This is a genomic window from Ruegeria profundi (assembly GCF_049800715.1).
GTDB classification, from domain to species: domain Bacteria; phylum Pseudomonadota; class Alphaproteobacteria; order Rhodobacterales; family Rhodobacteraceae; genus Ruegeria; species Ruegeria profundi_A.
On sequence record NZ_JBNAFO010000007.1, the window covers coordinates 219,418 to 233,340 of the forward strand.

The following is a 13,923-nucleotide window of genomic DNA, read 5'->3' on the forward strand; positions in this document are numbered from 1 at the left end:
TCGGTTGTGCCTCCTCAAGTGCTAATATCTGGTCTTCTCCTGAAACCTTCAGGCATTTTGGCGGGCCGGATTGCCCGGCCCAGCCTGGATCGCTTAGCTCTCTTTGCCCTTCGCCAGCGTGATGCGCAGCGCATCCCAAAGCGACGGTAGCAAGATCAGAGACACCGGAACAGCGGTCACCACGATAAAGCTCTGCAGCTTGGACACACCGCCTGATCCAACTGAGATCAGGATGATGGCCATGAGGCCCATCGCGATGCCCCAGAACACGCGCAGCGCTGCGGGTGGGTTGTTCTCGTTGCTCATGGTCGCAGAGATGACATAGCTCATCGAGTCGCCAGTGGTAGCAACAAAAATGGTCGTCAGGATCAGGAACAGGATCGAGATCACGAAGCCCATCGGCAGGTTGTTGGTGATTGCCAGCAGGGCGGCAGGCAGGTTGAAGCCTTCGAACGCGGTGGCGATTGTGCCGGGGTTCTCAAGCTCCATCGATATGCCGGTGCCGCCGATGATGGTGAACCAGAAGTTGGTCACGATCGGCGCGATGATCGACAGCATGATGATGATCGACCGGATCGAACGACCGCGCGACACCCGCGCAATGAACATTGCCATCAGCGGGCCATAGCCCATGAACCAACCCCAGAAGAACACGGTCCACCAGCCCAGCCAGCCGGGTTCGCCGAACAGACCGGCCTCACCCCGATAGAGTGCCATCTGGAAGAAGTTGCCCACGTAAGTGCCAAAGCCCGAGAAGAACGAGCCAAAGATGAACCCGGTCGGCCCTGCGATCAGAACGAACAGCAGCAGGAAAGCCGCCAGGATCACGTTGACCTTGGACAGAACCTGAATTCCACGCGACAGACCGGTCATGGCCGAGATCGTGTAAATCGCAGCCAGCCCGGCAATCACGGTCGCTTGGAGGGCAAATGTATCCGAAAAGCCGAACAGATCGGCCAGACCATAGCTCACCTGCAGACCCAGGAAGCCGATCGGACCAACCGTGCCCGCAACCACAGCGATGATCGAGGACGCATCCGCAATCAGGCCAATCGGCCCGTTGATCGCCTTGTCGCCGAACACCGGGTAGAGCAGCGTGCGCGGTGCCAGCGGCAGGCCCTTTTCATAGTGGTAGTGCATCAGCATGACCGTGGTCAGCGACCCCAGAATGGCCCATGCGAGGAAACCCCAGTGCATGAAGCTCTGGGCGATGGCCGGGTTCACGGCCTCGGCCGTTACACCTTCGACACCATAAAGCGGCGCGGGGTACAGGAAGTGGGCAATCGGCTCACCCGCCGCCCAGAACACGCCGCCACCGGCCAGCAGCGTGCACATGACCATCGAGCCCCACTGGAAGGTGGTGAACTCGGGCGCGGCCAGGCCGCCCATGATGGCGCGCCCACCGGGCAGTACGCACAGCAGCAGGCCGATCAGGAAGGTGGCGAGCAGAAGCACCTGCCAGTAAAGGCCAAAATAGGTGGCCGCGACATTGAATCCCCAATCCACAGCACCCGAAAGGGCGTTCAGATCGACAAGGGCCGCGACACAGAACAGCGCGATAAAACCGCCAGAGATCAGGAAAAGTGGTTTGTTCACCCGGCTTTCCTGTACAGGGGCAGTGTTCAAAGATGCCTCAGACATCTCTCCTCCGTTAATAGTAGTCAGACCGTTTCTTTTTGGAATACGGCCATAGCTTCGTCGTTTAGCTGACCTGCATCAGGTGAGCGGTTTGAAGTTCTCGTCAAAGAAGCGGTACCAGTTGCCTCCCATGATCCCGTCAACCTCATCGTCATTCATGCCGGTGGCACGTAGGCCTGCCCGGATGTTGCCGAAGTCACGGTTGTCATTGAACCAACCCGGCATGGGTGGGAAACCGGGGGCCGAGGCAGAGCCTTCGCCATAGTCGATTTCCTTTGTCCAACGACCTACGCGCATCCATTCCACGATGCTGTCGGGCTGGTCCTGACACAGGTCGGTGCCGATCCCCAGATGCTGCGCACCGTATTTTTCGGCCGTGCGCGCGATCATCTCGCAAAAGCTTTCCAGCGTGCACTCGGACTTGTCTTTCAGGTGGTGCGGGTAAACCGAGAAACCCAGCATGCCGCCGTTTTCCGTCACTGCACGGATCACCGCGTCGCGCTTGTTGCGCAGGGCGGGCGACCAGTCATAGGGGTTCGCATGGGTGATGGCGATGGGACGTTCCGAGATCTCGGCCGCTTCGATGGTCGAGCGGTCGGCCGAGTGGCTCATGTCAATCACAAGGCCCACGCGGTTCATCTCTTTGATGACCTGTTTGCCCATACGGGTGATGCCGGAATCCTCAGCCTCATAGCAGCCGGTCGCCAGCAGCGACTGGTTGTTATAGGTCAGCTGCATGAACCGCGCGCCTAGCGTGTGCAGGATCTCGATCAGGCCGATATCGTCTTCCATCGGGCTTGGGTTTTGGAACCCGAAGAATACTGCTGTCCGGCCGGTTTCCCGAGCTTTGTCGATGTCGCTGGCCCACTGCCCTTTCATGATCAGGTCCGGGTATTGTTCGAACCAGCGGTTCCACTGTTCGAAATTCAATACCGTTTCACGAAAGTTCTCATGATAGGCGATGGTGACGTGGATCGCGTCCACGCCCCCTTCGCGCAACTGGCGGAAGACCTTTTCCGACCAGTTCACATATTGCAAGCAGTCGATCAGCATCAGACGGGGCCTGCGCTGATATAGGCGGTTTTGACCGTGGTGTAGAACTCGGCCGCCGCCTTGCCCTGCTCACGCGGACCGTAGGAGCTGTCGCCACGGCCGCCGAAGGGCACGTGATAATCGGTGCCTGCGGTGGGCAGGTTTACGGTGACAACACCGGTGCGCGCATTGCGGCGGAAATGGGTGGCGCGGGCCAGCGACGTGGTCACGATGCCAGAGGTCAGGCCAAAGTTGGTGTCGTTGACGACGCTTAGCGCTTCGTCATAGCTGCCAACCTTGATGACGCTGGTGAGCGGTGCGAACATTTCCTCGCGGTTTATCGCCATGTCGTTGGTGGTGTTCAGGAACACGCCGGGCGACATGTAGTAGCCGTCATGCGGCATCTCGAGACGCGCACCGCCACAGGCCAGTTCTGCGCCCTCGGATTTGCCCAGATCGACATAGGCGAGGTTCTCGCTCAGTTGCTGTTGGCTGACGACGGGACCCATCTGAACGCCCTCTTCCAGCGCGTGGCCCAATTTCATCGCCTGCGCACCCGCAACGAGCTTTTCGACAAAGGCGTCATGAATGGCAGAGTGGATCACGAGCCGGGATGAGGCCGTGCATTTCTGACCGGTGCCACCGAACGCACCGCCGAGGGCCAGCGTTACCGCCAGATCCAGATCGGCATCGTCCATAACGGCCAGAGCGTTCTTTGATCCCATTTCCATCTGGACTTTGGTCAGGTTCTGGATGGCGGCAGCGGCGATACCCTTACCGACCGGAACCGACCCGGTGAAGGAAATCGCGTTGACCTTTGGGCTTTCCACCAGACGTTGACCGATGGAGCGGCCCGAACCCATGACCAGGCTGAACAGACCCTTGGGGATATCCTGACGGTTGATGATCTCCGTCAGTGCCACAGCCGAGGCCGGGGTGATGTTGGCAGGCTTCCAGACAACCGCGTTGCCATAGCACAGCGCCGGAGCAATCTTCCAAGACGCGGTCGCAGTGGGGAAGTTCCACGGGCTGATGATGGCCACAACGCCCACGGCCTCACGGCGGACATCGACCTCGATATCGGGGCGTACGGAATCCGCGTTCTCACCGATCTGACGCAGGCATTCGGCGGCGTAGTAGGTGAAGAACTGACCGGCGCGGAACACTTCGCCTTTGCCTTCGGCCAGCGGCTTGCCCTCTTCGCGGCTCAGCAGCGTGCCCAGTTCCTCGGCGCGGGCCATCAGCTCATTGCCGATCGCGTTCAGAACGGCCTGCTTGCGCTCCAGCCCATAGGCGGCCCATTCCCGCTGAGCAGCACGCGCCTGATCCAATGTTGCCTCAAGCTGATCCGCGCTGGCCTGTGCAAACATGCCGACCAGATCGCTCAGGTCCGATGGGTTGCGGTTTTCGATCTCATATTCACCGGTGACCCACTCACCAGCAATCAGGTTCTTTTGAATGTCAGCCATAGCCGTTTGCCCCATAGAGAATTTGCTGAGCGGGTATGGACTCTTTTTCGACAATCAATCAAACTAAAATTATTGAAGTTTACTTCAGAAAGTTTGAAGCTTCCAACATGACGCTCAAGATCGAAATGCTTCGCGGCTTTGTCGCGGTTGCCCGCACTGGCAACCTGACCGACGCCGCCGTTGTCCTGAAACGCACCCCGTCGGCGGTATCAATGATGCTCAAGCAGTTTGAGACACATCTAGGCGAACCGCTGTTTGAGACGGACCGCAAGAACAAGCTGACCGCATTGGGTGAGTTCGTGTTCGAGCAATCGCAACTGGAATTACAGCATTTCGACAATACGGTTCGGGCCATCGAAAACTTTGCCGATGCCAGTATGGGACATGTCAGAATTGCGACGGTTCCATCGGTGGCAGGCACGATCATACCACGCGTTTTTTCCAGAAATACAAAGGCTTACGAGAAAGTGAGGGTGGAACTGCGCGACATGGATTCCAAGTCCGTCCTGCACGAGCTGTCGCGGGGGCGCATTGATATCGGCATCGCGACACTGCGCGGGAACGGGTCGGGCCTGCACAGTCAGCTTTTGCTGACCGACAGGTTCGGCGTGCTGCTGACCCCGGACCACCCACTAGCCAGTGAAATGGGCCCCATCGACTGGGACGCGCTTGAGAATGAGCAGCTGATCGCCAACAGCCTGTCCGAAAGCATCCCCGGGCCCGAGGCGGAAAAACTGCACGCGGGCTCTCGGTTTTCGGCACATAACATCACCTCTATTCTGGGCATGGTCCGGGCCGGGATCGGGGTCACACTTCTGCCTGAGATGGCGGCAATTTCGGCCGGGCAATCCGATCTGGTGTTCCGCCCTCTGGCGGATAAGACCGCTAAACGGCAAATTCACCTGATACGCAAGGCTGATTCTGCGCTGTCGCCCGCTGCCCGGAGACTGGAAAATGACATCCTCGAAACTGTCGAGGACCTAGTGAAAGAGCAACGCTCATGAAAGATCAGGTCGAGAAAATTTCGCTGGGCATCCTGATCTTTCCAGGGTTCCCGATGGCATGCCTGACATCCTGCATCGAACCGCTGCGCGCGGCGAATGAGATCTCGGGGCAGGAGGCGTTCAGCTGGCATGTCATTGCGGAGCAAGACCAACCGATCCAATCCTCAGCCGGGGTCACCTTTTTCCCCGACTACACCCTGGCCGACGCCCAATCCCTGACGCATCTGCTGTTTGCCTCAAGCCCGAACAGCGTGTTCGACAACCCCTCCAAGGCGAACGCGGCCCTTCAGCGCCTGATGCGCAACAAAACCCATATCGGCGCAATCAGCGGCGGCGTCTTCCCCCTTGCCCGCACCCGGCTGACAGGTGACAACCCGCTGTCGGTGCATTGGTGCTACGAGGCCGCGTTTCAGGCCGAATTTCCCGAAATCCCGATCCACGGCACGGTGATCTGCGAAGAAGGGGCGTTTAGCACAATCTCGGGCGCCTCTGCCGTGTTCGATCACATGCTGGCCCTAATCGAAAAACGGCTTGGCGGTGATGTCATGGCCGAGGTCGCCTGCTGGTTCCAGCATCCCTTCATTCGCAGCGGGACCGTTACGCAAAAGGTGCCCGCAATCTCAACCGCGCAAAGTCAGGATCTTTTGCCCAAGCAAGTCGCAAAGGCCATTCAGCACTTTGCAGAACATATCGAAAACCCCATCCAGATCAGCGAAGTCGCCGATGCCGTGGGCCTTTCGGCGCGGTCACTGGAGCGGAGCTTCAAAAAGGCGACAGGGCACAGCCCTTTGACCTATTACCGGCGGATGCGAATGAACCAGGCGCGGCAATTGGTGCTGTACACGAACGACCCAATTGCCGAGGTCGCCTATATGGTCGGTTACGCCACGCCCAGCGCCTTCATGCGGCACTATCGTGAGACGTTCGGGGTCACGCCGATCAGCGACCGGCGTGCCAAGAACTCGATGCGGGTGGGCAGCGACGATGTGCTGCCCTCGGGCTAAGCTTCACGTGATAGATTTCGCGGCGGCCAACAGGCCGTGATGAAGCGACGCCGCCGAAGAGCGCGGGCCAAGAACGGCCATGTGATCCTCGGCCAGACGCCAAAGGAAGACACCCAGATGCTCCGCCGTGGTTCGGATCGCCGTGCCCGACCCCATCGTGCGGGCCGGCGCGTTGCTGAGCCGTTCGAACAAATCGCACAGACCCGCGCCCTGCACGTCGAACCGGCACCAGCCATCCGTCTGCTCGGAGACCGATGCGGTGTCACCGACGATCTGCTTCAATTCGGCGGCCAGCAATTCGTGACTGTCATGCGGGGCCATGACCATCCATTGCTCCGGCCCCATCCAGAGCGCGGCATAGGGTGCGGCCTGAGCGGATTGGCCCACCTCGGGCACGCTCAGACCGATCTTGTCGGCCAGCGCCTTTTGCACGGCACCAGCCTGATCGTTGCGGGCCGCGACCGACGCCAGCGCCTGATCCACGACCTCGGTGATCGTGATCGAACCGACCGTATCGACACGCGGCGTGTCGCCGCCCAGCGGGGTGATGGGTTTCAGTTTATGCACGAAGCTTCTCCCCTTCCGGGTCCACGAAATGAGCGCTGACAATCTCGACCATGACCTCTTGGCCTTCCAGCGGGTTCACCAGACGCAGTTTTTCACCCATCCGGTCAGAGCCACCTTTGACAAATGCCAACCCGATCGAGCTTTCCAGGATCGGCGAATAGGCGGCCGAGGTGACATAGCCCTGATCATGGGCTGCATCGACCGGGCCGGTGGCGTTCATCAGATGCCCGCCCGCAGGCACGCTGTCCTTAGCGTCCACCGGTTTGAGACCGACCAGAGCCAGCGCGTCCGGGGCATTCAGCCCTTCCCGACGGCTGAGCGTGTTGCCGATACAGTCCTTCTTGGTGCTGACCATACGCGCCATGCCAAGGTTCAGAGCCGTGGTCGTGCCGTTCAGCTCATTGCCTGTCGCGTGGCCCTTTTCGATCCGCATGACGCCCAAGGCTTCGGTGCCGTAGGGCATCACGTTGAACTCTTCGCCCGCCTCCATCAGCGCGCGCATCAGCCCATCGCCATAGCGCGTGGGCACCGCGATTTCATAGGCCAGCTCGCCCGAGAACGAGATCCGGAACAGCCGTGCCCGCAGGCCACCGCAGACGGTAATCTCGCCACAACCCATGAAGGGGAACGCCTCATTCGAGATGTCAAACTCGGGGTCCACGATCTTTTGCAGCAGTTTGCGACTGTTGGGACCGGCCACGGCATATTGCGCCCAGGCCTCGGTGGTCGAGATCAGCTGCACGTCCATATCCGGGCACAGGCATTGGCGGACGAATTCCATGTTGCGATAGACCAGAACCGCGTTGGCGGTGGTGGTGGTCACGACGAAATGGTCCTCCGCAAACCGCGCGGCGGTGCCGTCGTCATAGGCGATGCCATCCTCGCGCAGCATCAGGCCATAGCGCACCTTGCCCACGGGCAGTTTGGCGAAGGCGTTCGAATAGACCATGTTCAGGAACGCCGCAGCATCCGCGCCCTGCACGTCGATCTTGCCCAGCGTCGTCACATCGCACACACCGACCGAGTTTCGGGTCTGCAGCACCTCGCGATCCACCGATTGGCGCCAATGGGTTTCGCCCTTGCGCGGGAACCATTGGGCGCGCAGCCAGTTGCCGACCTCGACAAACACGGCGCCCTGTTCCTCGGCCCATTTGTGGCTGGGCGTTAGGCGGGTCGGGTGGAAATCCTTGCCCACTGCACGGCCACCAAAGGCCCCCATCGCCACCGGCGTGTAAGGCGGGCGGAAGATGGTTGTGCCAGTGTCCTGAATGGACTTGCCCGTTAGTTCCGCCATCACCGCCAAGGCACCCACGTTCGAGGTCTTACCCTGATCGGTCGCCATGCCCAACGTGGTATAGCGCTTAAGATGCTCGACCGAGGTGAAGTTCTCTTGGTGGGCCAGCTTGACGTCTTTGACGGTCACGTCGTTCTGGTAGTCCAGCCATGCGCGTTTTGCGCCTTTGACGTGCCAGAACGGGCTGATCGAGACCGGCGCATCGGCTGCAGCGGGCAGATCAGCGGGAGATGCCGTGATCCCCAGATCACCCAAAGCGGCCACAGCCGCCGCCGCACCGCCCTGCAGCGCCGCGTCGGTGGTCATCTCACCCTTGGCCGCGCCTGCTACGATCTGACCGACGGGCAGGCCGTCGCCCGGAACAAAGGCGTGGATATCCGCGTTCCAGACAGGGCGACCGCGCTGATGACAGGTCAGGCCCAGGTTGGGGTTCCAGCCGCCGGACATCGCCAACGCCTCGCAATAGATATCCGTTGTATATCCTTTCTCAGTGCGCACCTGGACCGAGGTCAAACCCAAGCGTCCCGAGGTGTTGATGATCTCGGCCCCTTTCAGAACCTCGGTGCCCTCCACATCCGCAGCATCTCGGCGCGTATCAACGATGGCCGGGACCTTAATCCCCTGCGCAATCAGATCGCGTGCCGTCTGGTGCGCGTCGTCATTGTTGGCAAAAACCACAACCGATTGCGCAGGCGTCGCCGCCCAGCGGTTGGCGTAGGACCGAACCGCCCCGGCCAGTAGGATGCCAGGCCGGTCGTTGTTCTCAAAAGCGATGGGGCGTTCGATGGCCCCGGTCGCGATCAGCGCGCGCTTGGAGTAGATGCGCCACAAGGTCTGGCGCGGTTTGTCCGCCTTAGGCGCGATAAGGTGATCCGCATTGCGTTCAACCGCGCCATAGATTCCATGGTCATAGGCCCCAAAGACAGTTGTACGTGGCATGACCCGCACGTTGTTCATCGACGCCAGTTCGGCCAGAGCCTGCGTGACCCAGTCCGCGCCGGAGATGTAGGCCAAAGCGCCAGTCTCAGCGATCAGACGCCCTCCCATGCGGAAGTCTTCATCGGCCAGAATGACCTGAGCGCCCGCTCGTCCTGCGGTCAGCGCCGCCGCCAGACCGGTCGGACCTGCGCCGATGATCAGCAGATCGCAATGCAGGAAGCCCTTGTCATAGAGGTCGGGATCATCCTCACCTGTCAGGCTACCCAGACCGGCGGCCTTGCGGATGATCGGTTCATAAAGCTTTTCCCAGAACGCCTTGGGCCACATGAAGGTCTTGTAGTAAAAACCAGCGGTCAGGAAATTCGAGAACCGGTCATTGATCGCCATGAAGTCGCGTTCCAGCGACGGCCAGCGGTTCTGGGAATTGGCGCTCAGGCCGTCATACAGCTCGGCCAAGGTGGCGCGGGTGTTCGGCTCCTGCCGCCCGCCTGAGCGCAGCTCGACCAAGGCGTTCGGCTCTTCGCTGCCCGCAGTCAGCGGGCCGCGCGGGCGGTGGTATTTGAACGAACGACCCATCAGGCGCACGTCATTGGCCAGCAAGGCCGAAGCCAGCGTGTCGCCCTCATAGCCTTGATAAGATTTGCCGTCGAAGGTGAAGCTGAGGCTGGCGTCGCGGTTGATCAGCCCGCCATTGAGTCGATTGCTCTGAGTCATTGTGCCGCCTTCCCTGCCGCCTTGGCCACGTCACGGGCCAGTTCGACCTTCAGGATTTCGTGGGTCAGCGTGTTGCGTGTGACCACCAGCCACGACCGGTCGCCTTGTTCGTGATACCAAAGCTCACGATGCTCGCCCGCCGGGTTGTCTCGCAGGTAAAGATAGTCGTGAAACGCTTGCGCCGCGTCCTCGGCCTGCCAATCGGGACGATTGATCAGCGAGGCATCGCCCAGATAGGTGAACTCCTGAGCGTCGCGCGGGCCAAGCAAGGGGTGATTGATCAGCATGCTTCGACCTCCGACCCTTTGTGAATGATGTTGATGTCGCGAACGCGTTGCATCCACTTGGCGCGCAGCTCTTCGCTGGTGACGCCCATGTCATAAGCGGGCGTGGCCAGAGGCTTGCACGCCGTTACCTTGATGACCACGAAACCCGAAAACATCGGCTCAAGCTCGGGCCAGCGGTTGGTATAGGCTGGGCGCAGCGACGGGTAGCGCGCATCGTCGCGCGGAACATAGCTGGCCTCACCCTGGATCAGGACGCCCCGACGGGTCAGGATGTCGATGAAGTTGACCTCGACCTGCGGACGCACCGCAATATTGGCCAGAGTGTCCAGAGACCGCATTTCTGCAAAGCTGATCGTGGTATCATCATGGGTCACAAACGTACCCTTGGGCGAGACATTCGGGTTCCCTTCGGCATCCGCTGTGGCGACAAAGCCAAGATGCCAGTTTTCGATCAGATCGCGTGCAAACTTGTTGATCATGGCGATGGTCCTCAGTGCAGGTTCGGCTGGGCGCCCTGCCCTTTTTCGTCGATCATGTTACCGGTCATGAACCGATCCAGCCGGTAGGCCGTAGCGGTTTCATGCGGACGGTCGGTTTTCAAAAGATGCGCAAAGCAATAGCCAGAGGCTGGCGTTGCCTTGAACCCGCCGTAACACCACCCACCATTGAAATAGAGCCCGTCGATATGCGTCTTGTCGATAAACGGAGAGCCATCCATAGACATATCCATGATCCCGCCCCAACTGCGTAGGAGACGCGCACGCCCAAGTGCCGGGATCAGCGCCATGCCGCTTTCGATCACATCCTCGACCACGGGCAGGTTCCCGCGTTGGGCGTAAGTGTTGTACATGTCGATGTCGCCACCAAAGACCAGACCACCCTTGTCGGACTGGCTGCAGTAGAAGTGCCCCGCCCCATAGGTGATGACGCCGTCGATGAATGGCTTCAGTCCCTCGGACACGAAAGCTTGCAACACATGGCTCTCAATCGGCAGGCGCATTCCTGCCTTCTCCATCACACGGCTGGAACTGCCCGCAACAGAGACACCGACCTTTTTGGCCCCAATGAAGCCACGGGTAGTCTCGACCCCCAGAACCTTGCCGTTTTCAATACGGAAACCCGTCACCTCGCAGTTCTGAATGATATCCACGCCGCGCATATCCGCGCCGCGTGCGTATCCCCACGCCACCGCGTCGTGGCGCACCGTGCCGCCGCGACGGTGTAGCAGGCCACCTTTGATCGGGAACCGGGCGTCATCGAAATTCAAGAAAGGGTACATGGCCCGGACGCCTGCGGTATCCAGCAGCTCGGCATCCGATCCGTTCAGGATCATCGCATTGCCCCGCCGCCGCGCCGCGTCCCGCTGCGCATCGGTGTGGACCAGGTTCAAAATACCGCGCTGGCTGACCATGGCGTTGTAGTTGAAGTCCTGTTCGAGGTTTTCCCACAGCTTCAGCGAGAACTCGTAGAATGGCTCATTCCCGTCCAGCAGGTAGTTTGAGCGGATGATCGTCGTGTTCCGACCCACATTACCGCCGCCGATCCAGCCTTTTTCCAGTACCGCGATACGCGCGGCACCGAATTCCTTGGCCAGATAGTAGGCCGTGGCCAGTCCGTGGCCGCCGCCGCCCACGATCACATAGTCATAAGCATCCGCAGGCTCAGGGTCGCGCCATTGCGGACCCCAGCCCTTGTGGCCGGTCAGGGCCTCTTTGAAAAGTCGCAGCGCCGAGAATCGCATGTAGGCTCCTATTCGTTGCAGCTTACTTTATGCACCCAGGTTGCCCCCGTTTTCAGTGTCGATTTCGGACAGAAGCTATCTCAGATGCGACAGATGCCATCAGAGTGTTGCCGTTTTGACGTTTCAAGCTCTAACAGTGGCCTGATGCACATTAGGTAACTTTTACTTAACTGTTTTTTATTGTTCATCATTATTCTTTACCGTTTTTAGAATCACGGCTACGACACCCCAAAGCGCGACACAGGAGGAGCGAGACATGTTCGACGCCAGCACCACGCATAAAGTCGTTTTGGGAGTGATCGGTGCAGATTGCCACGCCGTAGGCAACAAGATCCTCGATAGCCTGCTGACACGGGCCGGGATCGAGGTCGCTAACCTCGGCGTCATGGTCAGCCAGAGCGAATTCGTCGCCGCGGCCCTAGCTGAAAAAGCCGATGCGATCCTTGTCTCATCCATCTACGGGCACGGTGAGATCGACTGCCAGGGCCTGCGCGACCGGTGCGAGGCTGCTGGGATCGGGAACATCCTACTCTATGTCGGTGGCAACCTCGTAATCGGCAAACAGGATTTCGCGACCGTAGTCACCCGTTTCAAAGAGATGGGCTATGACCGCGTCTTCCCAGCCTCGGCCAATATCGACGAGGTCGTGGCGCTGCTGAAAGACGACATCGACATGAACCGCCTTCCAAACCTCGGCCACAACTCGGGCGCTTTCGCATCTGGGTTCTCCGACTGGGCCGCAATCTAGCAAAGGCAAATGGTGACATGACCGGTACGCTAGAAATCACGAATTCCAAGCTGCCTGATTCCGTTTTCGACGCCGAGCGTGAGGGCGTTTTGCAATCCTGGCACACCGGTGCCGACGTGGATTTTGAGGCGGGCCTTGCCCGTCAGCATGCGCTGCCCTCGGAAAAGCGGTTCTCGGCAGCCTTGGCGGATGCGGATGAAACCGGCAAGACTCTGCTGCAACCCCGTGCGGGCGTTGCGCTGCAGCGCGAACACACCGCGCTGATGGAGGGGCTGGCCCCCTATTGCGATGTGCTGCCCACCACCATTGACGCCTATACGCGCCACAACCGCTATGACGAGGCGCAGGATGGCATCGACCGGTCCCGCGCGGCGGGCACCTCGCTGCTGAACGGATTTCCGGCGGTTAACCATGGCGTTGAAGGCTGCACACGGCTGGTCGAGACCGTCTCAAAACCCATTCAGGTCCGTCACGGCACACCGGATGCGCGCCTGCTGGCTGAGGTCACGCTCAGCTCGGGTTTTTCGTCCTATGAGGGCGGCGGCATTTCTTATAACATCCCCTATGCAAAGAACATTCCGCTGGAGCAATCGATCCGCCATTGGCAATATTGCGACCGCTTGGTGGGCCGGTTCGAAGAACACGGTATCCGCATCAACCGCGAACCGTTTGGCCCTTTGACCGGGACGCTGGTACCGCCTTTTGTCTCGCATGTGGTTGCCATCATCGAAGGTCTGCTGGCGCTGGAACAAGGCGTGCGCTGTATCACGCTGGGCTACGGTCAGGCGGGCAATCTGGTGCAAGACGTCGCCGCGCTGCGGTCACTGCGGCGGCTGGGGCACCACTATTTCCAGAACGCGGGCTATGACGACTACCAGCTGACCACTGTGTTCCATCAGTGGATGGGCGGCTTCCCTGAGGATGAGGCCAAGGCCACCGCCGTAATCTGTCTGGGTGCACTGGCCGCGAAGCAGGCGCGGGCCACCAAGATCATCGTGAAGACACCGCATGAGGCCAGTGGCATCCCCTCGCTTGAGGCGAACCAGGCTGGGCTCAAGGCGACCCGCCAGATGGTGAACATGATCGCGGACCAGAACCGCAATGACGGCAACGAAATCCTGACCGAGGTCGAGGTGATCGAGGCCGAGGTTCACGCCGTCATGCGCGCCGTTCTGAAACTGGGCAAAGGCGACATCGCGCGCGGAGCTGTTCTGGCCTTTGAATCCGGCGTCATGGATATCCCCTTCGCCCCCGCCATCGGGAACGCGGGCAAACTGACACCGGTACGCGACAACCACGGCGCGCTGCGGATTTTCGAGACCGGAAATGTGCCGCTGCCCAAGGACGTCATGGCCTTTCACCGGGACCGCATCGCGGAACGCGCAAGGTCCGAGGGGCGCGAGGTGTCCTTTGACATGGTGGTCGACGACGTCCGCGCCATCTCGGCCAGTAAACTCATCGGTCGGCCCTCGGTTGCCGCTTAACG

At 60.2% G+C, this 13,923-nt stretch carries 12 protein-coding genes; 4 read left to right on the forward strand and 8 right to left on the reverse strand.

The annotated features are described in order from the left end of the window. Positions 1-93: 93 nt before the first annotated feature. The 3 genes from ACP15L_RS13470 to ACP15L_RS13480 all read right to left on the reverse strand — a co-directional run bounded on the left by ACP15L_RS13470 (position 94) and on the right by ACP15L_RS13480 (position 4,139). Entirely contained in the window at positions 94-1,641 is a 1,548-nt protein-coding gene (locus ACP15L_RS13470) for a BCCT family transporter (protein ID WP_425084550.1), read from the reverse strand. Positions 1,642-1,716: 75 nt separating this feature from the next. Next, entirely contained in the window at positions 1,717-2,691 is a 975-nt protein-coding gene (locus ACP15L_RS13475) for a membrane dipeptidase (RefSeq protein WP_425084551.1), read from the reverse strand. Next, entirely contained in the window at positions 2,691-4,139 is a 1,449-nt protein-coding gene (locus ACP15L_RS13480; protein WP_425084552.1) for an aldehyde dehydrogenase family protein, read from the reverse strand. Before ACP15L_RS13480 ends, ACP15L_RS13475 begins: the two co-directional genes overlap by 1 nt. A gap of 107 nt (positions 4,140-4,246) precedes the next feature. On the opposite strand from ACP15L_RS13480, the gene ACP15L_RS13485 reads away from it, so the two are divergent. Then, positions 4,247-5,143 (forward strand): LysR family transcriptional regulator, encoded by an 897-nt coding sequence (locus ACP15L_RS13485; protein ID WP_425084553.1) that lies wholly within the window; start codon positions 4,247-4,249, stop codon positions 5,141-5,143. Continuing rightward, positions 5,140-6,147 carry a GlxA family transcriptional regulator gene (locus ACP15L_RS13490; RefSeq protein WP_425084554.1) on the forward strand — a complete coding sequence of 336 codons (1,008 nt, stop codon included), beginning with the start codon at positions 5,140-5,142 and terminating at the stop codon, positions 6,145-6,147. Before ACP15L_RS13485 ends, ACP15L_RS13490 begins: the two co-directional genes overlap by 4 nt. Before the next feature lie 3 nt (positions 6,148-6,150). Here the strand turns inward: ACP15L_RS13490 and ACP15L_RS13495 are convergent, their stop codons facing one another. Genes ACP15L_RS13495 through ACP15L_RS13515 form a run of 5 tightly spaced genes read right to left on the reverse strand, consistent with a single transcriptional unit; the run spans position 6,151 to position 11,689 of the window. Then, entirely contained in the window at positions 6,151-6,714 is a 564-nt protein-coding gene (locus ACP15L_RS13495; RefSeq protein WP_425084555.1) for a sarcosine oxidase subunit gamma, read from the reverse strand. Further along, positions 6,707-9,661 carry a sarcosine oxidase subunit alpha family protein gene (locus tag ACP15L_RS13500; RefSeq protein WP_425084556.1) on the reverse strand — a complete coding sequence of 985 codons (2,955 nt, stop codon included), beginning with the start codon at positions 9,659-9,661 and terminating at the stop codon, positions 6,707-6,709. The genes ACP15L_RS13495 and ACP15L_RS13500 overlap by 8 nt, the downstream gene beginning before the upstream one ends. Further along, complete coding sequence (locus tag ACP15L_RS13505; RefSeq protein WP_425084557.1) at positions 9,658-9,948, reverse strand: sarcosine oxidase subunit delta; 291 nt, start codon at positions 9,946-9,948, stop codon at positions 9,658-9,660. Before ACP15L_RS13505 ends, ACP15L_RS13500 begins: the two co-directional genes overlap by 4 nt. Next, positions 9,942-10,427 carry a pyridoxamine 5'-phosphate oxidase family protein gene (locus ACP15L_RS13510; protein WP_425084558.1) on the reverse strand — a complete coding sequence of 162 codons (486 nt, stop codon included), beginning with the start codon at positions 10,425-10,427 and terminating at the stop codon, positions 9,942-9,944. Before ACP15L_RS13510 ends, ACP15L_RS13505 begins: the two co-directional genes overlap by 7 nt. A gap of 11 nt (positions 10,428-10,438) precedes the next feature. Continuing rightward, entirely contained in the window at positions 10,439-11,689 is a 1,251-nt protein-coding gene (locus ACP15L_RS13515) for a sarcosine oxidase subunit beta family protein (RefSeq protein WP_425084559.1), read from the reverse strand. Positions 11,690-11,945: 256 nt separating this feature from the next. On the opposite strand from ACP15L_RS13515, the gene glmS reads away from it, so the two are divergent. Next, entirely contained in the window at positions 11,946-12,437 is a 492-nt protein-coding gene (glmS, locus tag ACP15L_RS13520; RefSeq protein WP_425084560.1) for a methylaspartate mutase subunit S, read from the forward strand. Between the two features lie 17 nt (positions 12,438-12,454). Then, on the forward strand, positions 12,455-13,921 hold the full coding sequence (locus ACP15L_RS13525; protein WP_425084561.1) for a methylaspartate mutase subunit E: 1,467 nt from the start codon (positions 12,455-12,457) through the stop codon (positions 13,919-13,921). Positions 13,922-13,923: the final 2 nt, after the last annotated feature.

Bases quoted from the DNA above. Each gene is read 5' to 3' on its own strand.
- ACP15L_RS13470 (WP_425084550.1), bottom strand. From the start codon at position 1,641: ATGTCTGAGGCATCTTTGAACACTGCCCCTGTACAGGAAAGCCGGGTG.
- ACP15L_RS13475 (WP_425084551.1), bottom strand. From the start codon at position 2,691: ATGCTGATCGACTGCTTGCAATATGTGAACTGGTCGGAAAAGGTCTTC.
- ACP15L_RS13480 (WP_425084552.1), bottom strand. From the start codon at position 4,139: ATGGCTGACATTCAAAAGAACCTGATTGCTGGTGAGTGGGTCACCGGT.
- ACP15L_RS13485 (WP_425084553.1), top strand. From the start codon at position 4,247: ATGACGCTCAAGATCGAAATGCTTCGCGGCTTTGTCGCGGTTGCCCGC.
- ACP15L_RS13490 (WP_425084554.1), top strand. From the start codon at position 5,140: ATGAAAGATCAGGTCGAGAAAATTTCGCTGGGCATCCTGATCTTTCCA.
- ACP15L_RS13500 (WP_425084556.1), bottom strand. From the start codon at position 9,661: ATGACTCAGAGCAATCGACTCAATGGCGGGCTGATCAACCGCGACGCC.
- ACP15L_RS13505 (WP_425084557.1), bottom strand. From the start codon at position 9,948: ATGCTGATCAATCACCCCTTGCTTGGCCCGCGCGACGCTCAGGAGTTC.
- ACP15L_RS13510 (WP_425084558.1), bottom strand. From the start codon at position 10,427: ATGATCAACAAGTTTGCACGCGATCTGATCGAAAACTGGCATCTTGGC.
- ACP15L_RS13515 (WP_425084559.1), bottom strand. From the start codon at position 11,689: ATGCGATTCTCGGCGCTGCGACTTTTCAAAGAGGCCCTGACCGGCCAC.
- glmS (WP_425084560.1), top strand. From the start codon at position 11,946: ATGTTCGACGCCAGCACCACGCATAAAGTCGTTTTGGGAGTGATCGGT.
- ACP15L_RS13525 (WP_425084561.1), top strand. From the start codon at position 12,455: ATGACCGGTACGCTAGAAATCACGAATTCCAAGCTGCCTGATTCCGTT.